Raw genomic sequence first — 23,868 nt, forward strand, 5'->3', positions numbered from 1 at the left:
CGCGCATGTCAACGGCTCGGACGGGTTTCACGGCGCTAAAACAGAGTTCAGAGCGCGTTTTGTCTGAACCAGGCGAGAACGGCCCGTTTTTCCTGCGCCCCGCTCAGTGTGGCCAGCACTGTTCCCTTCTTCAGGATGAGCAGGGCCGGGATGCTGCGGATGCCAAACCTGTTTGACAGAAGGGGGTTTTCCTCGGTATTGACCTGTACGACTGCTGCCTTGCCGGCAAGCTCTCTGGCAATTTCACGCACCGCCGGTGCGAAGTTTCGGCAGTGCGGTCACCAGGGAGCCCAGAACTCGGCGAGAACCGGGCCCGGGTAGCGGGAAACGAAGGAATCGAAGCTTCTGTCGGTCAGTTCTACCGGCTGAAGGTAAAGAGGGGGGAGCGATGCACGGCAATTGCCGCATTTGCCCGATTGGCCTTCTTTGGTGGAGGGTATGCGGTTGGCTGCGCCGCAGGCGGGGCAGCCAACCAGATAGGTGGAAGCGGCTTCGTTCATGATTCATCCTCCATGCGATTGGGCGGACAAAACGACTCGAAAACCTGGGTACGCCGCCTCCGCAAGACTTTTCCGGCGGCGGCGTCATTTAGCCGATGATCACCACGGCCCGAAACAGACGTTCTGTTCCCTGGCGGCCTTGGTTTCGTCGAGGCGGCTGACCGGCATGGTGAGCGGCGCCTCGTGGAGCGCTTCGGGATTTTTCTCTGCCATTGCCGCGGCCTCTTTCATCACGGCGATGAAGGCATCCATGGTCTCCTTGCTCTCCGTCTCGGTGGGCTCGATCATGATCGCCTCCTTGACGTTGAGCGGGAAATAAACCGTCGGCGGGTGGTAGCCCCGGTCGATGAGGTATTTGGCTATGTCGATGGCATGCACCCCGTGCTTGAGCTGCCGGGAGGCGGAGAATACGCATTCGTGCATGCAGCTCTTGTCATAGGGGAGGTCGAAATGATCCTTGAGCTGCGCCATCATGTAGTTGGCGTTGAGCACCGCCTGCTCGCTCACCTCTATCAGCCCTTCCCGACCGAGCATGAGGATGTAGGCGTACGCCTTGGCCATCACCCCGAAGTTGCCGAAAAAGTTGGCCATCCGGCCGATGCTCCGGGAATTGACTTTTTCCAGGGCAAAGTCGCCGTCGCCCTTTTTGATTACCCTGGGCGTCGGGAGAAACGGGATCAGCGCCTTTTTTACCCCGACCGGACCGCTGCCCGGACCGCCGCCGCCGTGAGGGGTGCCGAAGGTCTTGTGCAGGTTGACGTGTATCACGTCGAAGCCCACGTCGCCGGGACGCACCTTGCCGAGGATGGCATTGAGGTTGGCCCCGTCGTAGTACATGAGGGCATCGTGCTCGTGGGCGATGTCGCAGATCTCCTTGATGTGCGGGTTGAAGAGGCCGAGGGTGTTGGGGCAGGTCATCATCACCGCAGCCACCTCGCTGTTCATCGCCGCCCTGAATGCGTCCAGGTCCATGTCGCCGTAAGGGGCGGAAGGGATGGTGATGATCTCGTAACCGACCATGGCGGCGCTGGCAGGGTTGGTGCCGTGGGAGGAGTCGGGGACGATGACATACTTTTTCCGGTTCCCCTTGGCCCGATGATAGGCAGCGATCAGCATGATGCCGGTCATCTCGCCGTGGGCGCCGGCCAAGGGCTGGCAACTCACTTCATCCATACCGGTGATCTCCGCCAGGAGCTCTCCCATGCCGTGGAGCAATGCGAGAGAGCCTTGGGTGAAGGCTTCTCCGCCGGGGAGTAGCGGGGTCATCGGGTGTGAGCCGGCGAAAAGGGCCGACGTATTTTCGATGATCTTGGCGTTGTACTTCATGGTGCAGGAGCCGAGCGGATAGAAGTTGGTGTCCACCGAGAAGTTGCGCCGCGAAAGGTTGGTATAGTGGCGCACCAGGTCCATCTCGCTCACCTCGGGGAGCCCGGCAGGCTCCTCTCTGAGCAGGTCAGCGGGGAGGTCGGCAGCACGCGGCACATCCCCGGCGGGGAGCTTCAGACCGCGCCGCCCCTTAACGGATTTTTCATATATCAGTTTCATAACGCCCCCTCCAGCTCTTTTGCCAAAGCGTCTATCTCGTCCCTGGTCCGTTTCTCCGTCACCGTTACCACCAGGCAGTTGTCCATTCCGTGGTAGTAGGCGCCGAGCGGCACGCCGGCTGCAACCCCTTTGCCGAGGAGCCTTTCTGCGACTTCTGCGGCGTCTTTGGGGAGAACAATGGTGAACTCGTTGAAGGTCGGTGCCGTGTTGAGGAGTTTGACACCCTTGATCGAGCCGAGGAGCCCCTTGGCATATTCCGCCTTGTCGCGGTTGAGGCGGGCCAGATCAACCAGCCCCTCCTTGCCGACGCTGGCAAGGAAGATCATGCCGCGCAGGGCGCAGAGGCTCTGGTTGCTGCAGATGTTGGAGGTCGCCTTGTGTCTTTTTATGTGCTGCTCGCGGGCCTGGAGGGTGAGGACGAAGCCGCGCCGGCCGCTCTTGTCCACGGTCTCGCCGATGATCCTGCCGGGAAGGTTGCGGATGTATTTCTTGGTCGTGGCGATAAAGCCGAAGGACGGGCCGCCGAAAGAGAGCGGGTTCCCCAGGCTCTGGCCGTCGCCGACGACGATATCGGCCCCCATGGCGCCGGGGCTTTTCACCAGCCCGAGGCTGATCGGATAGACCGATGCGATGAGGAGCGCGCCGTTGGCATGGGCGGTCAGGGCGATGTCGCTCAGGTCCTCTACCGAGCCGAAGAAGTTGGGGTTTTGCAGGATAACCGCGGCGGTCAGGTCGGTCAGGGCGGCGGTAAGGGCCGGCCGGTCGGCCAGGCCGTCCCGTGCGGGAATCTCGACTATCTCCACCCCCAGGTTCGTCAGGTAGGTCCTGACGATTTCACGGCTGAACGGATTGACCGAGCCGTCGATCACCAGCCGGTTCCGACCGGTGACGCGCAGGGCCATCATCGCCGCCTCGGCCAGGGCAGTACCGCCATCGTAAAGGGAGGCGTTGCTGACTTCCATGCCGGTCAGCCGGCAGATGGCGGTCTGGTACTCGAAGAGCGCCTGGAGGGTCCCCTGGGAACATTCCGGCTGATAGGGGGTGTAGGCGGTATAGAACTCGGCGCGGCCGGAAAGGTGATCCACCACCGCCGGGATATAATGGTCGTAATAGCCGCCGCCGATAAAGCCGGTTACCGGTCGGTCGGTTCCGGCCAGTTGTTTCATCTGTCGGAGCAGTTCCTGCTCGGACGTGCCGTCGGGCAGGGCGAACGACCGGGCCCTTAGCCCTGCCGGAATCGGCGCGAACAGCGCATCGACACTCGCCACGCCAATGGCGGCAAGCATTTCCCGGATATCCTCCGGAGTATTGGGACAGTAGCTCATTATTCCAGCCCTTTCAGGTACTCGTCGTATTCCGCTTTGCTCAGCAGATTTTTTACTTCGGATATGTCGGACGGCTCAAGCCAGGCTATCCAGCCTGCGTCCTCGGCAGCTTCGTTGACGATCTCGGGGGTGTCGTTGAGCGCCTCATTCACTTTTGTCACCTTGCCCGAAAGCGGGGCGTAGATGTCGCTCGCCGCCTTTACCGACTCGATGCCGGCCAGAACCTCGAACTGCTTGACCGTCTTGCCCACCTGCGGAAGTTCGACAAAGGTGATGTCCCCCAGTTCGTGGGCCGCATGTTCGCTGATGCCGATGCTGGCGACCCCGTCCTTGATCTTTACCCACTCGTGTTCCTTGGTGAAATAGGTTTCCGTCATGATGTTCCCTCCCGATTTTGAATTTGAAAAAAGATAGATATGAAATGCAAAAAGCCTTTACGCCTACGATCGTAGCGATCCGCCCTTGTAGAAGGGGAGTTCCACAACGGTTGCCTCCATGCTGACATTGTCGTGCCTGATGGTGAGGGGCGCGCCGACAGTCGCCACTGCCGGTTTGACGAAGCCGATACCTACGCCGCAGCCGAGCATGGGCGAAAAGACCCCGCTGGTCACCGTGCCGACGGCTGCCCCCTCGGAGCATATCTCGTAATGGTGGCGCGGTGCACGGCGCGAACTCACCTGAAACGCTGCCTTGGCTTTTGTCAGACCAGTCTGTTGCTGCTTCAGCAGAGCCTCGCGACCGACGAATTGCTTGTCGAAGTTGACGAATGCGCCGAGGCCCGCTTCCAGTGGCGTGGTGACTTCGTCGATGTCGCTGCCGTAAAGACTGTACCCCACCTCCAGTCGCAGCACGTCCCGAGCGCCGAGCCCGGCCGGTTTTACCCGTTCGTCGCCGAGGAGCAGGTCCCACAGCTCGACAACCTTCTGTGCCGGCAGGAATATTTCGTAGCCCAACTCGCCGGTGTAGCCGGTGCGGCTGACAATTGCCTCGACGCCGAGGATGTTCATCCTGATGAATTTAAAGTAAGGGATTTTGCCGATTTCCGGGCCGAAGGCCTGTACCAGCACGTCGCGGGAGAGCGGTCCCTGAATGTCCAGCTTGCCGGTGTCGGCCGACGTGTTGGAAAAGACCCCACCCGGTTTGAGGCGCGATTGAATCACGCTAAAGTCGTTGTCGATGGTGGCTGCGTTGACGACGATCATCACCGCGTCCTCTGCGAGACGGAAGACGATCAGGTCGTCGATGATGCCGCCGTTTTCGTTGAGGAGGAAGCCGTAACGGGAGCGCCCCACCGGTATGGATTTGACGGAGAATGTGAAGACGTTTTCGAGGCCGCTTGCCTCGATGTCTCCCTGGAAAAGGAATTCCCCCATGTGGCAGATGTCGAACAGGCTGGCCTTTTGCCGGCACCATTTGTGCTCGGCGATGATTCCTTCGTACTGGATCGGCATGTTCCAGCCGCCAAACGGTGCAAGTAGTGCCTTCATTTGCTGGTGCCGTGATAAAAGAGGCGTATTCTTGAGAGATTCCATGATTTTCTCCGTGAGAGGAAATTGAAAAAATGGCGCCTAAATTTAAAGAATTTATTTCATTTTGTAAACAGGTTTCTGGTGGATTTCACATCCTTGTTGACAGCCGTCCGTGGTATCCACAGATCGCCGCAGGCAAAGCCGGAACCAAAATATTTTATTTCACGCACCAAAAGTAGGCGCTTTTAAGCGACGACGCAACGACACAACGTTTTAAAACCATGAACCAATAATTTGTTTAAAAGCATTTCGTTGCGTCGTCGCGTCGTTGCGTGAGACATGTCTTGCTTGAACATTTTGCTCACACATTGTAACGACTCAAGTTGTAAGCGCCTGATGCCCGGTGTTGTAAACGAGGCCCCCTGCTGCTGCATATTCTTGAAGCACCGCTACTGCCTCATTGCGGAGTACGTCGCGCAGGACGGTGATGCCGCGGGCATTGAGGGCCGCCACCCAGTCTGCAAGTTTCGGCCCCTCGTCGAAACCGATGGCACGGGCGTCTGCGTCTCGTGCTCCACAAACCAGTCGGCGCACCCCGGACCAGGGAATGGCGCCAAAGCACATGGCGCACGGTTCAGTAGTGGCGAAGAGGTCGTATCGGAGCCTTCCCCCGTTGCCGATATCATAGCGTCCCAGTGCCTTTTGAGCACATGCCAGCGCCACTGTCTCCGCATGGAGGAGAGAGCAGTTCGAGATGACAACCATGTTGATCCCCGGAGCTATCAGCTGCCCATCACTGTCGAAGACTGCGGCCCCGAATGGTCCCCCGGTTCCGTGCCGCACGTTCTGGCGGGAAAGCTCAATCACAAAACGCATTCGGTCGTCTGTTCCTGGGAATATCCGGGGTGATTGTTCCAGAAATCGCTCTACCCAATCGGGCAGCTGAATGCTTACTACGGGCATGGTCATCGCCGATCTCCTGCAATACCGGGAATTAAGCTGGGTGATTCAGCACCGTCTGTATGACGACGGATAAAAGGCATGGTTGATACAGACTGTCACTGTACAATAATACAACTTCTTTTTGGGGAGGGTAGCGAGAAGCGATGCGAGGGATAAAAAGGGGTAACGGTAAAATAAAAAAAGGCTTCACGGAAAACCCGCGAAGCCTTGATTTTTATGGTGCCCAGAGACGGAATCGAACCGCCGACACGAGGATTTTCAATCCTCTGCTCTACCGACTGAGCTATCTGGGCGAAAAGGAATAAACTGTATAGCGTTATTTATGTTCTATGTCAACAGATTTTTCGGCTATTCAGCAAAATTTCCGACTTTACGGCTCGTCGTTTTCTCGTTGGGAAAGGAGCGGCTTGGGCATCATGTTATGCCCTGGAGATGAATTTGCCGTCCCTGGTGTCGACCTTGATTTTTTCCCCGCTGTTGAGGTAGGGGGGGACCTGGAGCTTGTGACCGGTTTCCAGGATCGCCTCCTTAGTCTGGGCGGTGGCCGTGGCGTTTTTCAGGACCGGTGCGGTGTCGGTAACGGTCAGTTCCACGGTCATCGGAAGATCGACATTGACCATCCTTCCCTGAAACAGCCCCAGTTGAACTTCAGTTCCTTCCAGGAGAAAGGGGGCAATCGGCTCGAACCCGTCCGACTCCAGTTCGAACTGCTCGTAGGTTTCCAGGTCCATGAAAACCCCCTTGTCGCCGTCGGTGTAAAGGAACTGCCCCTTATGTCGTTCGAAGTCGGCCTCGTCTACCTTGTCGCCGGAGCGGAAGGTCTTTTCCAGCACCTGGGCTGTGATAAGGTTGCGATACTTGGTTTTGACCATGGTGTTGGAGCCGCGGGCCGTAGGGGACTGGAAGGTTACGTCGACTAGTATGCATGGCGCCCCGTCGAGCTGGATGACAAGGCCCCGCTTGAAGTCTGATGTTGTGTACATTGTGTATTCTCCTTGGCAAATATTCTCCTATGTTTAGCAGAAAAACGTGATAAATTCAACCGGCGGCTTGAGAGCAAATTCGACTTGCGGCATTTGGGCCTGAGTAAGGCATGCTCGCAACGGGTCGAGAGAAAACTACGGAGGAGAACAAATGAAGATAGATACGGAATACATCAAGCTTGACAGTTTTTTGAAGGCGGTAAATGCCGTTTGCTCAGGCGGTGAGGCGAAGATGATTATCGGTGAAGGTTTGGTGGCGGTGAACGGCGAGGTGGAGCTGCGCCGCGGCAGGAAACTCAGACCCGGTGACCGAGTGACGCTCGGCGGGGAGAATTTTCCGGTTGAATAGGGACCGCTTTACCCCCCTGCCTTTTTCACCCGATAGCCGCGTTTCTCCAGTTCAATCACCAGCAGCTCGCGGTGGTCTCCCTGGATTTCTATGCTTCCCTCCTTCAATGTGCCGCCGGTGCCGCAGCGGCGCTTCAACTCGCCGGCCAGCGCTTTAAGAGCCTCGTCATTGAGCGGTACGCCGGTGATGACCGTCACCGTTTTGCCGCCCCGCCCCTTGCTTTCCCGCAGTACCCGAACGATGCCGTCTCCTGCGGTCTGCGCCGGTTTCCGGCGGCAGATGCATCCTGCCGTGGACTTGCCGCAGTCAGGGCAGATCCGTCCCAGTTCCGAAGAGTAGACGAGGCGTGAATTTTGGGATTGATCTCGTTTCATGGATATCTTTTTAGCAGAAAACGCCGGTCATTGCCACGACAAATGCTTCGATACCAGACAGATTATTGTTTTAGTTTGTAGCCGCTTTTGTATTGACACTGTACCTTGTAAAAGTATATTTTAATGTGCGTTGACTTAATGCGGCCGGTTTGCTCGGGAGGATGGATGGGGTCTTCATGAACGAACTTATTGAAATACTCGTGCAATTCGGCGGCGACAAGGGGGGAGGGCCGGGCAATGTGGCCGTCCGCTTCCTGTTGCCGACATTTTTCTGGTGCGCCCTTACGGGGGTGGCGTTCAGACAATGGCGCAGGACCAGCGAAAATAAAGACCTCTATGTGGGGATCGCCGCGAGCATGGGGATGGCGCGGGAACTTCTGATGTTCACCGCCGAGTACGGCGCCTGGCGCAATATGGTGCCGTTCGAATTCATGTACAATTACTACCCGCCGTTGGAACACGCCGCGACCATGCTGTCATGCATCTTCATCGGTTACGCCTTTCTCAACTACCAGCTCAAATGCCGGAGGTTCTCGCGCCTCTTCGTCGTCGGCGCCACGACCATCACCCTCATGCTCTACGTGGTAACGGCCGTTGCATGGCATGACTTTCAGGCCCGTAATGCCGGCGCCCCATTCGGCACATTCTGGGGCGATATGGTTTTCAGGACCACTGCCTCCGTCTTCATGGGACTGGTGCTCGGTACCTTCATCCATGCCGCCGCCCGGGGCAAGAAGGTTTCCACGGCACTGATGTGCGGTTTCACATTCCTGTTCCTCGACGAATTCCTGATGATCATCAACCTCCTCAGTAATGAGCGCCACATCGACATCTACGCTCCCATCAGGCATAACCTGCACATCTGGGCCATCCCGCAGTTTCTGTGGACCTACTGGGCCGATCTCAGCAAGCGGATGTGCGAAGCCGAACAGGTGATCAAAAGCGTTTTCAATCTCAGCCCCGGCATGCTCTGTCTCATCGATTTCGAGGGTGCGTTCCGGGTCGTGAGCCCGGCATCGAGCCAGGTGCTCGGCATCCCTCCCGAAGAGCTCACCGGACGCCGGTTGACGGAGTTCGGATTTGAAGTGCGACGGGACGGCAACCTGTCGTTCGTGTCCGAAGACGGCATTATGGAACCGCTCCAGTTCGAGAAGAAATATCTTCCGGCGAACGGTCCCGGCCGCTGGCTGCATTGGAACCTCCAGCCGGTTGCAAAGGAGAATATCTTCTATGCGGTGGTTTCCGACGTCACCGAGCAAAAGGCGCTCGCCGAGGAGCTTTTGGAGGAGAGGAACAAGCTGGATGCGATTATTTCCTGCCTGGGGGACGGCCTGAGCATCCAGGATACCGACTACCGGATCGTCTACCAGAACCAGATCCATAAAAATATGCTCGGTGACCACGTCGGCGAATATTGTTACCGGGGCTACGGGAGTGATGCCCGGGTCTGCCCGGATTGCCCGGTTGCCGATGCGTTCCTGGACTTGCAGGTGCACCACGCGGTACGGACGGTCAAGCAGGGCGATGATGCGAAATACGTTGAAATCGCCGCCTCGCCGCTTAAAGACGGGAGCGGGGCCGTCATTGGGGCGATCGAGCTGGTGCGGGACATTACCGCGCGCAAGGAAGCGGAAGAAGAAATCCGCAGGCTGAACAGCGACCTGGAACGGCGGGTGACGGAGCGAACCGCGCGGCTCACCGAGGCTTGCAGGGAGCTGGAATCATTCAGCTTCTCCGTTTCCCATGACCTGCGCTCCCCGCTGCGGAGTATTTGCGGCTACAGCGAGCAGTTGCTGGAAGACTACGGCGAGAACCTTGACGACCAAGGGCGGCTTTACGTGGAAAATATCCTCAATGGGGGGCGGCGCATGGCGCAGATCATCGAGGCCATGCTCGACTTTTCCACCATAAGCCGCAACGAGCTGCACAGGGAAAACGTCGACTTGAGCGAGCTTGCCGTCGTGGTGATGGCCGAACTCCGGCTCAGCGACCCCGAACGCATGGTCTCTTTCACCATCTCGAAGGGGCTGGTGGTCAACGGCGATGCAAGGTTATTAAGGTCGGTGATGGAGAACCTGTTCGGCAACGCCTGGAAGTACAGCGGAAACGTGCCGCACTCCTGCATCGAATTCGGCAAAATGGAGGAAGGGGGCGCATCCGTCTTTTTTGTCCGCGACAACGGAGCCGGCTTCGACATGGCGCACTCCGGCAAGCTTTTTGCCCCGTTCCAGCGACTGCACCTTGAACGGGAATTCCCGGGAAATGGCATCGGGCTCGCCACCGTGCAGCGGATCATTCAGAGGCATGGCGGGCGAATCTGGGCGGAAAGCGCGCCGGCCAGGGGAGCGACGTTTTACTTCACCCTATGAGCCCGTCGGTCCCCTCCCTCTCCCGCCTTTCAAGGCCCATTCCCGCCCCTATCTCGTTAACCAGCCACGAGCAAACGTCAGTCGTAATTTCCATGGTTAAAAAAGCCGCGGCACCTCACTTGCCAGAAGCGGCCGTGGCGTCAGGTGATCCGGGATTTGCAGCAGGGTTACCCCCGGTGGCGCTTCGAGTTGCTCATAGAGCAGATGGCTGCGCTCCTGGTAGGATTTGGACAGGTGCATGGGGAGGACGAAACTGGGGCGGAGCCTGTCCATGAGGAGATTGAGGTCGCTTGTGCAGAGGTGATGGGAAACACGGGCCTTGTCACGCTCTTCGGCGAGAAAGGAGCATTCGCAGACGAGGAGCGTCACCCCCTCCATCAGGGGGACGATCCTCTCCAGGTTCTCCGCGCTGAAGCCGATGTCGGTCATGTAGCCGACGCTGCCCGGCTTCTGCTCCTTGCGAATTGCCTCGTAGAGAGCTCCCGCATCTTCAACGGTGCGGTTTTCGATGATCTCACCCCGGCGCCCGAGGACCGTCAGCGGTTCTGTACCGAATTCGCCGTTATGAAAACGTTTCTTCAAAAGCCTCAGCCAGTCTCCCCTTACCAGCCCCGCCTCTTCGATCTTCCCCTCATTCACGGCAAAGGATTTCCGTTCCGTGACCCGGAAGGCGAGCGATGGGATTTTATGGTCGCACAGCGCGGCATCGACCTTGAGCCAGGCGTTGCGGTAAATGGTCGCATCGATGCGCAGCTCTTCTCCTGCCGCGCGGCGGGTAAATCCTTCTGCGCCGGTGAAAAGCGACGTTGCGATGCGGCCGGGTGCGACCTCGTGAACCCGGAAGGTGCACCAGCAGGGCTCGGCCAGGTTCCAGTCGTAGCTTGCCAGCTTGCTCGCCATCTTGTCGCCGATACCAGGCGGGCCGAAGATGTCCACCGTTTTAGGCGACACGTGGTTGTGGCGGATAAAGGTGTCGACCCCCATGAAATGGTCCATGTGGGCGTGGCTTATGAACAGGGCGTTTATGGATTTCAAGACCCGTTTGGCCAGGTGATGAAGCTGGCCGCAGTCGAAGAGGAGGCTTTTCCCCAGCGGGCGGGCATGGAGGAGCAACAGCGGGTCATCCAACAGACCGGCGAAGAAGGTCGGCTCGATAAAACGGAACGGCAGTCGCTGTTTCATGGTCTAATAGTATCATACCTTGACCTGCGTCAATTGCATTACATGGAGAAAAAGGTAATGTTGTATTTAACCTAAAAGCGACAGTTATTTACCGCAAAGGCGCGAAGGGCGCAAAGAAATTCAAATACTTGTGAGGATAAAGAACCGAACCAATGAGGTGAAAGACTATAGTTAAATAAATGCCTGATTTTCCTTTGCGTTCTTAGCGTCTTTGCGGTTCAAATGCTTTTTCTAGGTTTAAGGAAGCGGTTAAAACTACGACGGACGGGACACGACCCGGCAAGGAGGGGGAATATGGGCGAAAAAAAAGGAACGGTTATCGGAGAGGCGCTGACATTGGCCGCGTTGGTTTCCTACCAGGACGGAACGGTGGCCAGCAGGACCCTTATTGACAAGCAGGTCGGCACCGTCACGGTTTTTGCTTTCGACGAAGGGCAGGGGCTGAGCGAGCACACCGTTCCCTATGATGCCTTCGTCCAGATTCTCGATGGCGAGGCGGAGATCACCATCGCCGGAGAGCCGCACCATCTGTCTGCCGGGCAGATGATCATCATGCCGGCCAACAAGCCCCATCTCCTGAGAGCGGTGAAGCAGTTTAAAATGCTTTTGGTCATGATCCGTTCCTGACGTTACTTTGGTATTCATGAAACAAAAAAGGCCTGCGTTTGCAGGCCTTTTGCGTCAATCTGAAGGTTTCTTTACGGACAGCCGCAGCGGCCTGCTCTGCCTGCCTCGTACCCCTTGTGGAGGAGCCTCGCCACTTCCATGGCGTGGTAGGTGAGGATCAGGTCTGCGCCGGCGCGCTTGAAGGACATCATGGTCTCCATGATCACCCGCTCTTCGTCGATCCACCCCATCTTGCCTGCTGCCTTGATCATGCTGTATTCGCCGGAAACGTTGTAGACCGCCACGGGGAGGTTGAATTCGTTGCGCATCTCGCGGACGATGTCCAGGTAGGGGAGGCCGGGCTTGACCATGATGATGTCCGCCCCTTCCTCGACGTCCATCTGTGCCTCGCGCACGGCTTCCAGGCGGTTGGCCGGGTCCATCTGATAGGAACGTCGATCGCCGAACTGGGGGGTGGACTCGGCCGCCTCGCGGAATGGGCCGTAGTAGCCCGAGGCGTACTTGACCGCATAGCTCATTACCGGGATATGGTCGAAACCGTTGCCGTCGAGGCTTTCGCGGATCGCCGCCACCCGGCCGTCCATCATGTCCGAAGGGGCGACCATGTCGGCGCCGGCCCGGGCATGGGAAAGGGCCTCCTTGGCCAGGAGTTCCAGGGTCTCGTCGTTGTCTACGTCGCCGTTTCTGATGATGCCGCAGTGGCCGTGGTCCGTGTACTCGCACATGCAGACATCGGTGATCACCACCAGCTTTGGCACATCTTTTTTCAGCGCCCGGATCGTCTCCTGGATGATGCCGTGTTCGGCGTAGGCGTCGCTCCCCACCGCGTCCTTTTTTTCCGGGATGCCGAAGAGGATCACCGCCGGTACGCCCAGTTCGTAGGCTTCCTGGGCCTCGGCAACGATGTTCTCGATGGACTGCTGGTAGATTCCGGGCATGGAGGAAATTTCCTTCCTGATCCCCTTGCCGAAGGCGGAAAACATCGGGTAGATCAGGTCGTTGGTGGAGAGGGAGGTCTCGCGGACCATGTTGCGGAACACTTCCTTGCCTCTGATGCGGCGGGCTCTGAATTGGGGAAAGAACATGGGATTTCTCCTTTATGTTGAAATTGTCGATTTTATTCGCTCAGGCTAAATATCATACAACAAGTAACGCCAACTGCCCAAACCATTTTGCGCCGTTGCCCGATTTTTTGTAGATAGTCCCTCACCGTCCCCCGTCACCTGCCGACAAAGCTGTTTTCCAACAGCCCCGACAGAAGCCCCTGCAATTCCTCCCCCGCCACGGTCTCCTTTTTCATGAGTATCCCGGCCAGTTCTTCCACCGTCCGCCAGGTGGCGGGAGCGTTGAAGATCTCGTGAAGCTTCCGCATGACGTTCAGCCCCACGAGGCGCGTCTGCCGCCCGTCCGGATAGAGCCGGCGGCAGGCGTTTTCCCACTCGTCGATGTCGCTCGCGGCGCCCCAGCGCTTGTCCTCATCCGCAGGCGCATTGTCCTCGAAATAGCGGTTCTCGGCGGCAATGCCGGCCAGTGTTGCCAGACCGAGCTCATAGAGGTTCAGGTCCGCGTTGCCGCCGAGGAGGGAGTGCCCCTGCTTCCGGAGGAGAGTCCCCACGCATGAAGTCCCATCAGCGATGGAGACCTCGGCAACGGCAAACCGCCCCCGGCCGAGCAGGGTCTGCATCACTGCGTGTCCCGCCTCATGGTAGGCGAGGCGTTGCCGGTTCGGCATCATCATGACCTGTCTCCCTTTTGCGGCTATTTTTCGGTTGTTGAGAGAAAGTGGTTAGAGCGGACGGCTGATGCCCGTTGCCCGCAATTATACAGGATTGATCCGGTAAATCAACGGACCGGTGGAAGTATGGGGGGTGAGGACAATCTTCCTGAATACGAAGCTGGAATGAGAGAAAAGCGGGGCAATAGTTGTCATGTATACAACGCGATACCGGGGAGGTTCGTTATCAGACCTTGAAAACCTTCATCTGTTCTCTAAGTACCCCAATCTGCATAAAGAGGTTAGTGACCACTTTATCCATGACCTTTGTTGCATCCAGATTAATGGAGGCAGAGGACTGGATGTCCTCTACAGCATGGGCAATCTGGTCGCTACCGCGGGACTGCTCTCCTGAGGCACGGCTAATAGTGGAGATCATGCTGGTGATATTCTCGGTGGACTGTGCGATAAAATTGGCCACCTTGCTCTGTTCAAGGGTAGAATTCCGCACCTGCTCGGTCAGTTGCTTCATATGTTCCGCCGAAGACATGATAAGCTCGCTTCCCTGCGACTGCTCCTTGGTGGCTTTCGCAATTTGACCGACCATCTCGGATACCTGCTCCATCGCCTCACGGATCATCTGGCTTCCCTTGGACTGTTCGAGGGTGGTTAGTGCAATCTCGCGCATCTGGTCGGTAGCCTTCTGCACCCCTTCATATATCTTCTTCAGGGCTTCACCCGATTTTTCGGAAAGATCTTTTCCATCGGCAATGCTCTTCTCTGCGATATGAATCGCTTCAACTGCCCGTGCCGTCTCGTTCTGTACAGCACTTATCACCTTTGTTATCTCTTGGGTGGAGGCGCTGGTTCGCTCAGCCAGTTCCTTTATCTCGTCGGCGACGACTGCAAAGCCTTTACCGTGTTCTCCCGCCTGGGCGGCAATAATGGCTGCATTGAGGGCAAGAAGATTGGTTTGGCCCGCCACTTCGTCGATGACCGAGAGGATGACGCCGATTGCGCTTGCTCGCTCGGAGAGCGAGTTAATAACCTCAGAGGTAATATCCGATGCGCGTTTAATCTCGCTTATTCCAACAATGGAAGCTTCAACGGCAGAGCGACCGAATTCCGCATCACCGCGCACCTCGTCGGAAATTGCCGCAGCGGCGGCTGCACTCCGTTCGACCTGTTTTATGCTGGTATCCATCTGCATGACCGAGGAAGAGGTGCTGGCAGCCGCTTCCTGAAGGTTTCCAACGCTGCTTCCCACCCGCTTGATGGAAGCTGTCATCTGCACTATGGATGAACTCACTTCACCTACGGATTTGTTGAGAGTTTCAGCATTATGGGCAACTTCGGTGACACTGGCAGTCATCTCCAGGATTGACGATGAGCTTTCGGAAGCAGACAGTGACAAGTGATCGATGCTCTGAGCCACACCCTTGATGGATGCATTGATCTCGATAACCGCCGACGAGGTATTACTGACCCCCTCGGACTGGAGCTGTGCGGCATTTACCACCTTGCCGGTCGTTCCAGCCAAATTCTCGGTGATGTGGTTCAGTTCTCCCGCTGCAGCATTGACCTGGGTAACTATCTGATTCAGGTTCTGGATCATGCCGTTAAGAGACTCTGTCAAATGTCCGAACTCGTCATTTGAAACAACCTCAAGAGTCCTTGACAGGTCCCCGTTGGCCACCTGCTCCGTCACCTGGCACAGTGATACTATCGGTCTGATAATCAGTCGCTTCATGGTAAAGAAAAGAATTACACCGAGAATCAACGCCATGGCAAGATTTACAGCTATGACATAAAAGACGGTCTTCGTTAACTGATTTTTGACCTTTGCATCTGAAAGACCGATATAGACCGTGCCGTGGTCGCTTGAATCAATAGTCACCTTGTGTGAAATCTCGATGGCCAGTCCCGACTTCCTGATTGCCGTAAGGATCGCACCAGTATCGCTGTCCTGTGGTAACCCGGCGATGATTTTTTTTGCAATGGGAGATTTTTCGGAGAAGCTCGCAAGGTGGGTGGTCAGGTATGCATTTTCGTTGTCCTGGATAAGTGCATATATCACATCTTCGTCTTTGGTGATGTCACCGACAATGGCGTCAAGCTGAATGTTGTCCTTGAGCAGAATCGGGTCCTTGCTGATGTTGGCGATATATGTTCCAAGGCTGCGCCCTTTATCGATAAGAAATCTGTTGAGAGTTGCCCGCTCATTGAAAATTATCAGCGCTGTCCCCACAACGGTCGAAAAGATGAGGATTCCCACAACGATAAGAAGTAATTTGGCGCGGATACTGCCTTTGAACTTCAGCATTCTACCTGACATTTGAGCGTGCTCCTTAAGAGACTCGATAAAAGTTGGTGAATCTCACCTGCGCTGTCATGCCGTCCGCGGTTTACACCGCCGGACGGCATGACAATGTTGGATCAAAATATTACAGATGTTTTTTCAGCCAGCTGTCCATCTCCCTTACCGAGTTGTAATCGGCATCCTTGGGTACGATGAACTTGTCGACCATTATACCGTCGAGAATGGCTTTCCCTTCCGCATCCTTGTGCATGTTGAGGAAAATGTCCCTGATCTTCGCCTTCAGAGTCGGATCGGTGTCTTTCCTGACAACCACTGGCGGAATGCCATATTTGGGTGATTTACGGATAATCTTGGTTTGGGAGGTAAATGCGGGGTTTTTCTTTGCTGCATAATCGTAGATAAGGCTGTCTACGCTCGCCCCGTCCACCAGTTTCTTGGCAACCGCCTCGATGGATTTGTCATGACTCTTTGTATAGAGCACCTTGCTGAAAAATTTCTCGGGAGTGGTGTTGAAATCCTTGCCAATCATATAGGTGGGAACGATCTTGCCGGTATTGGACTTGGGATCGGTAAAGGCGAATTTCTTCCCTTTCAGATCCCCCAGGTTCTTGGCCGGACTATTCTTGTGCGCAATTATATAGGCATAATAAAAGGGCTGTCCGTAGGATTGAGGAGCGACGACCAACTCCGCCCCGAACTTGTCATGATCCTTCACGTAAGGGCCGGAACAGACGAAAGCAAAATTGAGGTCGCCGCTTTCAAGCATCTTGTCGGTTTCGTCGTAGTTTTCCTTCTGTACCATTTCCACGGGCTGGCCGAGCTTGGCACCCACATAATCGATCATTTTTTTGTAATACTTGACCGTTTCCTTAGGCGAAATCATTGCCGCCACGCCGATCTTGACCGGTCCTCCGGCCGCCATTGCAGCTGCTGCGTTCAACCAGAGAACTGCCGCACAGATACCAACCCATCTTTTCATCATTGAACCCTCCTTGTATTTTATGAACTCTCCCTTGAACCCCATCTTCCGATTCTTCGCCTCCGGCGTGTCATCAACTGCCGGATGACTCGTGCAACGTCTCGACCCTCAGCACCTTCCGGCCGGGTCGCGTCCGGCGCCAAACATTAATGAACGTTAGTCGTTTCTACACAAGAAAGCGCATAAAATCAATAAAATATCGTGGGGTTAGGCAGGAATGGGTGCAAATAAAATTTACACATTGGGAAAAGGTAAAGATTAAGAGGGGATAGCGGTCAGGGCGTGTACCAAGCCGGAGTCGGAAAGATGTAATCCGCAGGAATCACCGGACGCAAGGCCATGACCCCATGGATTCCTTGCCAGTGGAGCAGGATTAGATAATATTAAAAGATAAGCCGGGATACAGACAGGCTACCGAGGGGAGGGAAGCATGAACCGACGACAATTCATGCAGAGCGTAGTTGCCGGGACCGTGGGGTTGATGTCCGGCGAGGTGCTGGCCGGTAACACGACCGGTCACGGTCTGCCAAGGGCCGCCGGTCCAACCAGGACCCGGGTTGCCCTGGTCAGAACCGACAACCGGGCAACCGGCATCAAGCGGGCGATCAGGCTGCTGGGAGCCAACCCTGTGGCTGGTAAGCGAGTGCTGCTAAAGCCTAACTTCAATACCGCCGATCTCTTTCCCGCCTCCACCCACAACGACACCCTGGTCCAGCTCATCGCCGAGCTGCGGGGGATGGGGGCCAAAGCCGTTACCATCGGCGAGCGGAGCGGTCCGCCGGACACCGCTGACGTGCTGCGCGACAAAGGGATCATTGAGCTCTGCAAACGTCTCGACGTGGGGCTCATCAACTTCGAGGAGTTGACACCGGAAAGCTGGACGAAGGTGATCCCGCCGGCGAGCCACTGGAACGACGGCTTCCTGATGGCGAGGCCGGTTCTTGATGCCGAGTGCGTGGTTGTCACCTGCTGCCTCAAGACTCACGGCTATGGTGGGGTCTTCACCATGTCCCTGAAGAACTCCATCGGCTTCGTCCACAAGAAGAACATGCGCGAGCTGCACACCTCGTTTCTCAGCCAGCGCAAAATGATCGCCGAGGTGAACGTCTCTTACCGGCCGGCCCTTATCTTGCTGGATGGCATTGAAGCTTTCGTCGACAAGGGGCCCATGGAGGGGCCGAAAAAGCGTGCCGATGTGATCCTGGCCGGCACCGACAGGATTGCCATTGATGCGGTGGGGCTGGCGGTTCTCAAGGAACTTGGGAGCAACCGGGCGATCATGGACACCACCATCTTCGCCCAGGAACAGATCGCCAGGGCCGTGGAGCTTGGGTTGGGGGTCAAGGGCCCCGGCGCCATCGAGATCGTCAGTGACGACGAGGCCGGCCGGAGTTATTCAGAGAAGCTCCGGCAGATCCTGGCCAAGGGCTAGGCTGTGGGTTGACAGATATATATTTCCTGAATGGAGAGAATTCGGTAGACACAATACGTATTCGCGCTCATGGCATATTCCTTGTGGTAGGTTTACTGTCGCCAGTATACAGGGTTTATTGGGAAAATCAATGGGTTGCGAGGGGCGAGAAAGGGCCGGGTTGGAAGTTGAAAAGCGATAGATGAACTCGTCGGTGATCGGGAGCTATCTGGATCGCAAGAGGATTGTCGGTGGGGTCAAGCGTCCCCCACGGTTTCCCTTGTGGGTCTGTCATGCCAGTACATCGGTTCACGGTGCAAATGGGCAACGGCAACGATTACAACTGTCTTGTTATCAATGCCGTAGACCAGCATATAAGGGAATCTTCTTGTTATGCAACGCCGCAACCCAGGAGCAATAGTCGCACAGCTTTCAGGAAAGTTGGTAATCCGCTTCAAGGCAAAACGAACTTCATCAAGAAAAAGCCACCCAAGATTTTCCTGCTCTATCTCATACCAGGAAATCGCGTCATCAAGCTCGATCCGGGCAGGCTCAAGGAAGCGAATATTCATGGTTTGTACTTCTCGAACACTTCAGCGGCAGAAAGGGTTTTGATTTTTCCAGCCTTATACCCTTCCCAGCGCCGTGATGCTTCATCAGCCCAGAGTTTCTCGATCTCCTTATCCGGCATATCCAGCGATTCAAGAATATAGTCAACTAACTGGAGTCGTTCAAGTGGAGGAAGAGCAGTTGCTTGATGAATAAGAGGATTGTTACGTTCGAGCATGGTGGCACCTCATCTCTATCCAGGTAAGCCGGACGTTCCGAATTACACTTAGAAATTGTGTAAAACTTACTGTTGATGCAGGGAGTATATCAGCACGGTTGAGCGGTAGTCAAGGCGACAGGGAATGACCTGCAAAGGACCTCGTCGTCGTCGGCATTTTTTCACCAGGAGCATGGCCTGCTCATGCTGCCTCATAAACTACCTTTCCTTCCGTTTTTGCCTGGTAATATACATTGCCCGGAGTTTCAGCCCAATATTCGAAGGTCTCCCGGCTGACCACCAGCAGATCGACGGGAATGCGAAGCGGACTCAGGGTCCGGTTAAGGCGCACCATTTCGGCAATACGAACCTTTACCTCATTTTCAATAACGAGTATATCGACATCGCTGTCTTCGCGCGCTTCTTTCCGGGCATGGGAGCCAAACAGGATGATTTTTTGCGGATGGGCGGTTTCCTTGAGCAGTTCGGTTGCCCTGTCCAGAAGAGCTTGATCTATCATGGTGCGACTCCATGCATGATAAGGGTCATCTTGGAAGCCTGGCCCTGCGCTCTGTTTGTGGCCGAGCTCAATTTATTTTTGCTTATGACCCGGCACTTTGTTATTATTGCCTCAACAAAGGAGTTCCCCATGAACGAAATCTTTTTCCTTGTTGAAGAAGCCTCAGAAGGCGGCTACGCGGCCAAAGCACTCGGGGAATCGATTTTCACCGAGGCAGATACCCTTGAAGAACTCCATGCCAATGTACGGGATGCGGTTCGGTGCCACTTCGATGAAGGGAAAGCGCCGAAGATGATCCGCCTGCACTTTGTCCACGAAGAAGTCCTCGCCGTATGAAGCTGCCGCGTGACATCACCGGAAACGACCTGGCAAAAGCCCTCGTCAAACTCGGTTATCATGTCACCCGACAGACCGGCAGTCACATCAGGCTCTCTACGGTTGAAAACGGCGAGCATCACATTACCGTACCCGCCCACAATCCCCTGAAAATAGGGACCCTGGCGGCAATTCTTTCCGATATCGAATCCCATCACAAGCTGACGCGAGAAGAGCTGTTGAAGCGCTTTTTCTCTTGAAATGATGTAAAAGTGTCCCTGCTTTCCCGCAGACTTTAAGTATCTTTAAGTTTGCATGTTTGCACTTCTGACCCGAAATGTCCCCCTGTTGATGCTGTCATAATGAAGTAGGCGGCTATTTGGGCTGAATCAAAAGTCACTATGAGTTGGAGGCAAGTTTGTCTATAACTCGATCTGAATTTCTATAATGCTCCAAAAAGGCGAGTAGCTTTGGGTCTGTCACACGTATAGGCAGACTATTCATATGATTAGATTCGATTATTGGTAAAACAATTTTTCTTTGTTGCTCGGTAAGTGACCTGAAAAGATCTAACCATTCTTGAGTAGTGCCGTTATGCTTGTAGTGCATTCAATATTGGTACAGCACAGAACTCACATTTTCTAACGCATCCCCGTGTCATGTAACCGTAATATGCCCCAGATTCAGGATACTTATAGTCAGTTTCCTCCAAAATCGAATAGTCCAGAGGAAATGGTTGTCATATATACAACAAATTTGTGCGAGATTTAACAAGTTGGGAAAAGGTAAGGATTGAGAAAGGATAGCGGTCAGGGCATATAGTAGGTTATCTCGTTATGGCCGACGAGGAGATAAAGTCCGATCATCGAAGGGCGTTCGCAGGGGACGCACCCCCACTCAGCTAAGAGCTCCGCCGCGTGCTCGCCGCACTCGGGGGTGAGGAAGAGATCCACTCCCCCATCTTCGCGCCCTTGCTGAAAAAACGCCATCGAGCGCGGTGCGCGGGCAGCGGCAAAGGCTTCGGAAAAAGCTTCCTTGCGCTGCTGCACCTCCCCTGCTGCCACCTGCCCGGTGGTCAGGGGCAAATGATACCAGTTCATCTCATTCACATGCTCCATCACGGTCACCCCTTCCGCTCCTCTCCCGCCAGCCGGTCGAGCATCTTCTCCTGGTATGCCGGCAGGAGATCCAGGCTCATGGGGCGCCTGCGGGCCATCTCCAGCTTCATCAGCTTGTGGTTCAGCTCGCGCACCTTCCTGCTCCGTTCCTCGCCGTCGTCCATGGAGAGCACCAGCCGTCGCAGGGAGTGGACCTTGTTGGAAAGCTCCAGTTCGGGCGGCAGGCAACCGGCGTTTTTCATCACCTTGTAGGCCATGCGCAGCTCCTCCGGCACGGCGGAAAGGTCCTCCTCGGCCAGCGGTTTCCCCTTGCCGGCAAGGTTGTCGAATTCCCCCCGCTCCATGGCTTCCCTGATTCTGCGCTCGGCTATTGTTGCGAAAACGTCCATGCTCATTCGTTGATTGTCGGCGGAAGATCGGTGCTCTTCAGGTAAAATGCCGGACGATCTCCCCGGTCAGTGCTTCCAGGGTATATGCCGGGGGCTCGATATCCACCGGCAGTCCCAGTTCGCGGCAGGTCCGAGAAGTTATCGGGCCGATGGAGGCGATAGTCACCCCTTCCAGGAGGTTCAGCAGCCGGTTTTCACCGAGCATGGCGGCCAGGTTCTGGGCCGTTGATGAGGAGGTGAAGGTGATGCAGCGAATGCGCCGCTCTTCCAGTGCTTGCAGGGCTTCAGACGGCAGGGCCTCCGGGATGACGTTGCGGTAGGCGACGGGTGCTTCGATCTCCGCCCCCATCTTCTGCAGCTCCGTCGGGATGAGATCGCGCGCCCGGTCTGCCTTGGGGAAAAGGACCCGCTTGCCGTTCATGTCGAGGGATCTGAACGCTTCGATCACCCCTTCCGCCTTGTAATCGGCCGGCACCAGGTCTGCGATGATGCCGTACGTGGAGAGCGCAGCCGCTGTTTTGGGGCCCACGGCGCAGATGCGGCAGGGGCCGATGGCCCTGCTGTCCAGCCCGCGATCGTGCAGGCGTGTGAAGAAGCTGCTGACGGCATTGCAGGAGGTGAAAATCAGCCAGGCGAAGGACGGCAGCGAGGCAATGGCTCCGTCGAGCCCATCGAACGATTCCGGCGGCACGATCCGGATGGTGGGGCACTCGAAGACCTGGGCGCCGTAGCCCGCGAGGAGGCGGGAGAATTCGCCCGCCTGGTCGGCGGCCCGGGTTACCAGGACCCCCTTGCCGAAGAGGGGGCGGTTGTCGAACCAGCGCAGCTTGTCCCGAAGGGTGACCACGTTGCCGACGACGGTGATTGCCGGCGCCTTGAAGGCCGCCTTGCGCGCTTTGTCGGCGATGTCGGCCAGGGTGCCGACCAAAACCTCCTGCTCCGGCCTTGTCCCCCAGCGGATCAGGGCCACAGGCGTTTCTGCGCTTCTTCCGTGGGCCATCAGGTTTTGCGCGATCAAGGGCAGGTTCTTGATCCCCATGTAGAAGACCACCGTGCCGCTCCCGAGGGAAAGACGTTCCCAGTCGATGTCCGACGCTTCCTTGCCCGGGTTCTCGTGGCCGGTGACAAAGGCCACCGATGTGGTGAAGTCGCGGTGGGTAAGGGGTATCCCGGCGTAGGCGGCAGCGCCGATGCCGGCGGTCACCCCTGGTACGATCTCGAAGGGAATGCCTGACGCGACCAGGGTCTCGCACTCTTCGCCGCCGCGGCCGAAGACAAAGGGGTCGCCCCCCTTGAGGCGGGCCACGACCTTTCCTTCGAGGGCCTTCTCCACCAACAGCTCATTGATCTGCCACTGCTCGCGGTTATGGACACCCCCTACCTTGCCTGCATAGATCAGTTCTGCATGGGGTGCGGCGTAGGTGAGAAGGTGCTCGTTGGCCAGGTAATCGTAGAGGATGACGTCAGCCTTGCCGATGCAGTCGCGCCCCTTGACGGTTATCAGGCCGGGATCGCCGGGGCCGGCGCCGATGAGGTAGACAAAGCCGCGTTTTTTAGAAATTTCGGTCATGGATCAACGCCTGATTCAGTGGGAAATGGGAGCGCATGGGGAACAACGGGTAATGGGGGTATGGGTAAAGGGGCGGCTGGGCACTCATACACCCATCCGCCCATCCACCGGTCCTTAAACGGGAATCTCTTTTTCCCGTGAAACTTCCCGCTGGTAGACTTCGGCAAGGATCTCGTGACCACCGTCCTTGAGCAGTTGCTCGGCAAGGGTGATGCCGAGTTTTTCGCACTCTTCAGCAGGTCCGCTGACGCTCCCCTTCACCGAGGTTTTGCCGTCCACCGAAGCGATGAAGCCGGTCAGCTTCAGCTGGTCGCCTTCAACCTCGCCGAATGCGGCAATGGGGACCTGGCAGCCCCCTTCGCAGCGCCAGAGAAGGGCGCGCTCGGCCCTGACCGCATAAGCGGTGGCGGGATGGTTGAAGAAGTCGATGGCGCTTTTCACCTCTTCGTTGTCGAGGCGGCATTCGATGCCGAGCGCCCCCTGGCCGATGGCCGGAATGGAAAGATCCGTGGGGAGGTACTCCGCCACCTTGTCGGTGAAGCCGAGTCGCTTCAGGCCGGCAGCGGCAAGGATTACGGCGTCGAGGTTCTCCGCCTCCAGCTTGTTGATGCGGGTTTCCACGTTGCCGCGGATGATGACCATCTCCATGTCCGGGCGGATTTTCAGCAGCTGGGCTTGGCGGCGCAGGGCGCTGGTGCCGATTTTCGCCCCTTTTGGCAGGTCGGCGAATTTTATGCCACGGGAAATGACCGCATCGCGCGGGTCTTCCCGCTCGGTAATGCAGTGCAGTCCCAGACCTTCGGGAAACTCGGTCGGCACATCCTTCATGCTGTGGACTGCAATGTCGATGTCGCCGCGCAGCATGGCCTCTTCGATCTCCTTGACGAACAGCCCTTTCCCCCCCACCTGGGCCAGTGGCACGTCGAGGATCTTGTCGCCGATGGTCTTGATCTTGAGCAGGGATACTTCCAGCCCCGGATAACGCTTTTCCAGCTCAGACTTCACCCAGTTGGCCTGCCAGAGCGCCAGCTGGCTGGCGCGTGTTCCTATGCGTAGAGTTTTCAGTGCCATTTATCCATA

At 56.5% G+C, this 23,868-nt stretch carries 26 protein-coding genes and 1 tRNA gene; 6 read left to right on the top strand and 21 right to left on the bottom strand.

What is annotated here, in order from left to right; all coding sequences use genetic code 11:
- Positions 1-47 precede the first annotated feature (47 nt).
- The 8 genes from GURA_RS01720 to GURA_RS01755 all read right to left on the bottom strand — a co-directional run bounded on the left by GURA_RS01720 (position 48) and on the right by GURA_RS01755 (position 6,785).
- Positions 48-500 (bottom strand): thioredoxin family protein, encoded by a 453-nt coding sequence (locus GURA_RS01720; protein WP_011937277.1) that lies wholly within the window; start codon positions 498-500, stop codon positions 48-50.
- Positions 501-599: 99 nt separating this feature from the next.
- Complete coding sequence (gene gcvPB, locus GURA_RS01725; protein WP_011937278.1) at positions 600-2,045, bottom strand: aminomethyl-transferring glycine dehydrogenase subunit GcvPB; 1,446 nt, start codon at positions 2,043-2,045, stop codon at positions 600-602.
- Positions 2,042-3,370, bottom strand: coding sequence for an aminomethyl-transferring glycine dehydrogenase subunit GcvPA (gene gcvPA / locus GURA_RS01730; protein ID WP_011937279.1), 1,329 nt, complete (start codon positions 3,368-3,370; stop codon positions 2,042-2,044). The genes gcvPB and gcvPA overlap by 4 nt, the downstream gene beginning before the upstream one ends.
- Complete coding sequence (gene gcvH, locus GURA_RS01735; RefSeq protein WP_011937280.1) at positions 3,370-3,747, bottom strand: glycine cleavage system protein GcvH; 378 nt, start codon at positions 3,745-3,747, stop codon at positions 3,370-3,372. The genes gcvPA and gcvH overlap by 1 nt, the downstream gene beginning before the upstream one ends.
- A gap of 63 nt (positions 3,748-3,810) precedes the next feature.
- The gene (gcvT, locus tag GURA_RS01740) at positions 3,811-4,902 is read right to left on the bottom strand and encodes a glycine cleavage system aminomethyltransferase GcvT (protein WP_011937281.1); all 1,092 of its coding nucleotides are present in this window, start codon (positions 4,900-4,902) and stop codon (positions 3,811-3,813) included.
- Positions 4,903-5,217: 315 nt separating this feature from the next.
- Positions 5,218-5,808, bottom strand: coding sequence for a nucleoside deaminase (locus GURA_RS01745; RefSeq protein WP_011937282.1), 591 nt, complete (start codon positions 5,806-5,808; stop codon positions 5,218-5,220).
- 211 nt (positions 5,809-6,019) lie between these two features.
- A tRNA-Phe gene (locus GURA_RS01750) sits at positions 6,020-6,095 on the bottom strand.
- 126 nt (positions 6,096-6,221) lie between these two features.
- Entirely contained in the window at positions 6,222-6,785 is a 564-nt protein-coding gene (locus tag GURA_RS01755) for an elongation factor P (protein WP_011937283.1), read from the bottom strand.
- 151 nt (positions 6,786-6,936) lie between these two features.
- Between GURA_RS01755 and GURA_RS01760 the strand changes: the two genes are divergently transcribed.
- The gene (locus GURA_RS01760) at positions 6,937-7,134 is read left to right on the top strand and encodes an RNA-binding S4 domain-containing protein (protein WP_011937284.1); all 198 of its coding nucleotides are present in this window, start codon (positions 6,937-6,939) and stop codon (positions 7,132-7,134) included.
- A gap of 8 nt (positions 7,135-7,142) precedes the next feature.
- Here GURA_RS01760 and GURA_RS01765 read toward each other — a convergent pair whose 3' ends face one another.
- Positions 7,143-7,508: a translation initiation factor Sui1 gene (locus GURA_RS01765; protein ID WP_011937285.1), complete on the bottom strand. Its 366-nt coding sequence runs from the start codon at positions 7,506-7,508 to the stop codon at positions 7,143-7,145.
- A 176-nt stretch (positions 7,509-7,684) separates the two neighbouring features.
- Between GURA_RS01765 and GURA_RS01770 the strand changes: the two genes are divergently transcribed.
- Positions 7,685-9,877, top strand: a complete 2,193-nt coding sequence (locus GURA_RS01770) for a sensor histidine kinase (protein WP_011937286.1) — start codon at positions 7,685-7,687, stop codon at positions 9,875-9,877.
- Positions 9,878-9,973: 96 nt separating this feature from the next.
- On the opposite strand, the gene GURA_RS01775 is transcribed toward GURA_RS01770, so the two are convergent.
- A complete protein-coding gene (locus GURA_RS01775; protein WP_011937287.1) occupies positions 9,974-11,059 on the bottom strand; it encodes a ribonuclease Z in 1,086 nt (361 codons plus the stop codon).
- A 294-nt stretch (positions 11,060-11,353) separates the two neighbouring features.
- Between GURA_RS01775 and GURA_RS01780 the strand changes: the two genes are divergently transcribed.
- Positions 11,354-11,686, top strand: a complete 333-nt coding sequence (locus tag GURA_RS01780) for a cupin domain-containing protein (RefSeq protein WP_011937288.1) — start codon at positions 11,354-11,356, stop codon at positions 11,684-11,686.
- A gap of 71 nt (positions 11,687-11,757) precedes the next feature.
- On the opposite strand, the gene hemB is transcribed toward GURA_RS01780, so the two are convergent.
- The 4 genes from hemB to GURA_RS01800 form a co-directional block, all read right to left on the bottom strand.
- Positions 11,758-12,771 carry a porphobilinogen synthase gene (hemB, locus tag GURA_RS01785; RefSeq protein WP_011937289.1) on the bottom strand — a complete coding sequence of 338 codons (1,014 nt, stop codon included), beginning with the start codon at positions 12,769-12,771 and terminating at the stop codon, positions 11,758-11,760.
- Between the two features lie 134 nt (positions 12,772-12,905).
- Positions 12,906-13,424: a hypothetical protein gene (locus GURA_RS22560; protein WP_011937290.1), complete on the bottom strand. Its 519-nt coding sequence runs from the start codon at positions 13,422-13,424 to the stop codon at positions 12,906-12,908.
- Positions 13,425-13,647: 223 nt separating this feature from the next.
- Positions 13,648-15,735 (bottom strand): methyl-accepting chemotaxis protein, encoded by a 2,088-nt coding sequence (locus tag GURA_RS01795; RefSeq protein WP_011937291.1) that lies wholly within the window; start codon positions 15,733-15,735, stop codon positions 13,648-13,650.
- Positions 15,736-15,844: 109 nt separating this feature from the next.
- Entirely contained in the window at positions 15,845-16,702 is an 858-nt protein-coding gene (locus GURA_RS01800) for a substrate-binding domain-containing protein (RefSeq protein WP_011937292.1), read from the bottom strand.
- 427 nt (positions 16,703-17,129) lie between these two features.
- Here GURA_RS01800 and GURA_RS01805 point away from each other — a divergent pair, with 427 nt between their 5' ends.
- The gene (locus tag GURA_RS01805) at positions 17,130-18,131 is read left to right on the top strand and encodes a DUF362 domain-containing protein (RefSeq protein WP_011937293.1); all 1,002 of its coding nucleotides are present in this window, start codon (positions 17,130-17,132) and stop codon (positions 18,129-18,131) included.
- Between the two features lie 236 nt (positions 18,132-18,367).
- Here the strand turns inward: GURA_RS01805 and GURA_RS01810 are convergent, their stop codons facing one another.
- From GURA_RS01810 to GURA_RS01820, 3 genes are all read right to left on the bottom strand, one after another.
- Positions 18,368-18,682, bottom strand: a complete 315-nt coding sequence (locus GURA_RS01810; RefSeq protein WP_011937294.1) for a type II toxin-antitoxin system RelE/ParE family toxin — start codon at positions 18,680-18,682, stop codon at positions 18,368-18,370.
- Positions 18,679-18,897, bottom strand: a complete 219-nt coding sequence (locus GURA_RS01815; protein ID WP_011937295.1) for an addiction module protein — start codon at positions 18,895-18,897, stop codon at positions 18,679-18,681. Before GURA_RS01815 ends, GURA_RS01810 begins: the two co-directional genes overlap by 4 nt.
- Before the next feature lie 181 nt (positions 18,898-19,078).
- Complete coding sequence (locus GURA_RS01820) at positions 19,079-19,396, bottom strand: nucleotidyltransferase domain-containing protein (RefSeq protein ID WP_011937296.1); 318 nt, start codon at positions 19,394-19,396, stop codon at positions 19,079-19,081.
- A gap of 129 nt (positions 19,397-19,525) precedes the next feature.
- Between GURA_RS01820 and GURA_RS01825 the strand changes: the two genes are divergently transcribed.
- Complete coding sequence (locus tag GURA_RS01825; RefSeq protein ID WP_041245215.1) at positions 19,526-19,732, top strand: 2-oxoisovalerate dehydrogenase; 207 nt, start codon at positions 19,526-19,528, stop codon at positions 19,730-19,732.
- On the top strand, positions 19,729-19,971 hold the full coding sequence (locus GURA_RS01830; RefSeq protein WP_011937297.1) for a type II toxin-antitoxin system HicA family toxin: 243 nt from the start codon (positions 19,729-19,731) through the stop codon (positions 19,969-19,971). The genes GURA_RS01825 and GURA_RS01830 overlap by 4 nt, the downstream gene beginning before the upstream one ends.
- Before the next feature lie 549 nt (positions 19,972-20,520).
- Here GURA_RS01830 and GURA_RS01835 read toward each other — a convergent pair.
- The 4 genes from GURA_RS01835 to hemC all read right to left on the bottom strand — a co-directional run bounded on the left by GURA_RS01835 (position 20,521) and on the right by hemC (position 23,859).
- Positions 20,521-20,829, bottom strand: coding sequence for a hypothetical protein (locus tag GURA_RS01835; protein WP_011937298.1), 309 nt, complete (start codon positions 20,827-20,829; stop codon positions 20,521-20,523).
- A 5-nt stretch (positions 20,830-20,834) separates the two neighbouring features.
- Entirely contained in the window at positions 20,835-21,218 is a 384-nt protein-coding gene (locus tag GURA_RS25065) for a DnaJ family domain-containing protein (protein WP_041245661.1), read from the bottom strand.
- Between the two features lie 37 nt (positions 21,219-21,255).
- Positions 21,256-22,788, bottom strand: a complete 1,533-nt coding sequence (gene cobA, locus GURA_RS01845; RefSeq protein ID WP_011937300.1) for a uroporphyrinogen-III C-methyltransferase — start codon at positions 22,786-22,788, stop codon at positions 21,256-21,258.
- A gap of 114 nt (positions 22,789-22,902) precedes the next feature.
- Positions 22,903-23,859, bottom strand: coding sequence for a hydroxymethylbilane synthase (gene hemC, locus GURA_RS01850; RefSeq protein WP_011937301.1), 957 nt, complete (start codon positions 23,857-23,859; stop codon positions 22,903-22,905).
- Positions 23,860-23,868 lie beyond the last annotated feature (9 nt).

It is taken from the genome of Geotalea uraniireducens Rf4 (genome assembly GCF_000016745.1).
Lineage (GTDB): Bacteria > Desulfobacterota > Desulfuromonadia > Geobacterales > Geobacteraceae > Geotalea > Geotalea uraniireducens.

Bases quoted from the DNA above. Each gene is read 5' to 3' on its own strand.
- gcvPB (WP_011937278.1), bottom strand. From the start codon at position 2,045: ATGAAACTGATATATGAAAAATCCGTTAAGGGGCGGCGCGGTCTGAAG.
- gcvPA (WP_011937279.1), bottom strand. From the start codon at position 3,370: ATGAGCTACTGTCCCAATACTCCGGAGGATATCCGGGAAATGCTTGCC.
- gcvH (WP_011937280.1), bottom strand. From the start codon at position 3,747: ATGACGGAAACCTATTTCACCAAGGAACACGAGTGGGTAAAGATCAAG.
- gcvT (WP_011937281.1), bottom strand. From the start codon at position 4,902: ATGGAATCTCTCAAGAATACGCCTCTTTTATCACGGCACCAGCAAATG.
- GURA_RS01745 (WP_011937282.1), bottom strand. From the start codon at position 5,808: ATGACCATGCCCGTAGTAAGCATTCAGCTGCCCGATTGGGTAGAGCGA.
- GURA_RS01755 (WP_011937283.1), bottom strand. From the start codon at position 6,785: ATGTACACAACATCAGACTTCAAGCGGGGCCTTGTCATCCAGCTCGAC.
- GURA_RS01760 (WP_011937284.1), top strand. From the start codon at position 6,937: ATGAAGATAGATACGGAATACATCAAGCTTGACAGTTTTTTGAAGGCG.
- GURA_RS01765 (WP_011937285.1), bottom strand. From the start codon at position 7,508: ATGAAACGAGATCAATCCCAAAATTCACGCCTCGTCTACTCTTCGGAA.
- GURA_RS01770 (WP_011937286.1), top strand. From the start codon at position 7,685: ATGAACGAACTTATTGAAATACTCGTGCAATTCGGCGGCGACAAGGGG.
- GURA_RS01775 (WP_011937287.1), bottom strand. From the start codon at position 11,059: ATGAAACAGCGACTGCCGTTCCGTTTTATCGAGCCGACCTTCTTCGCC.
- GURA_RS01780 (WP_011937288.1), top strand. From the start codon at position 11,354: ATGGGCGAAAAAAAAGGAACGGTTATCGGAGAGGCGCTGACATTGGCC.
- hemB (WP_011937289.1), bottom strand. From the start codon at position 12,771: ATGTTCTTTCCCCAATTCAGAGCCCGCCGCATCAGAGGCAAGGAAGTG.
- GURA_RS22560 (WP_011937290.1), bottom strand. From the start codon at position 13,424: ATGATGATGCCGAACCGGCAACGCCTCGCCTACCATGAGGCGGGACAC.
- GURA_RS01795 (WP_011937291.1), bottom strand. From the start codon at position 15,735: ATGTCAGGTAGAATGCTGAAGTTCAAAGGCAGTATCCGCGCCAAATTA.
- GURA_RS01800 (WP_011937292.1), bottom strand. From the start codon at position 16,702: ATGATGAAAAGATGGGTTGGTATCTGTGCGGCAGTTCTCTGGTTGAAC.
- GURA_RS01805 (WP_011937293.1), top strand. From the start codon at position 17,130: ATGAACCGACGACAATTCATGCAGAGCGTAGTTGCCGGGACCGTGGGG.
- GURA_RS01810 (WP_011937294.1), bottom strand. From the start codon at position 18,682: ATGAATATTCGCTTCCTTGAGCCTGCCCGGATCGAGCTTGATGACGCG.
- GURA_RS01815 (WP_011937295.1), bottom strand. From the start codon at position 18,897: ATGCTCGAACGTAACAATCCTCTTATTCATCAAGCAACTGCTCTTCCT.
- GURA_RS01820 (WP_011937296.1), bottom strand. From the start codon at position 19,396: ATGATAGATCAAGCTCTTCTGGACAGGGCAACCGAACTGCTCAAGGAA.
- GURA_RS01825 (WP_041245215.1), top strand. From the start codon at position 19,526: ATGAACGAAATCTTTTTCCTTGTTGAAGAAGCCTCAGAAGGCGGCTAC.
- GURA_RS01830 (WP_011937297.1), top strand. From the start codon at position 19,729: ATGAAGCTGCCGCGTGACATCACCGGAAACGACCTGGCAAAAGCCCTC.
- GURA_RS01835 (WP_011937298.1), bottom strand. From the start codon at position 20,829: ATGGAGCATGTGAATGAGATGAACTGGTATCATTTGCCCCTGACCACC.
- GURA_RS25065 (WP_041245661.1), bottom strand. From the start codon at position 21,218: ATGGACGTTTTCGCAACAATAGCCGAGCGCAGAATCAGGGAAGCCATG.
- cobA (WP_011937300.1), bottom strand. From the start codon at position 22,788: ATGACCGAAATTTCTAAAAAACGCGGCTTTGTCTACCTCATCGGCGCC.
- hemC (WP_011937301.1), bottom strand. From the start codon at position 23,859: ATGGCACTGAAAACTCTACGCATAGGAACACGCGCCAGCCAGCTGGCG.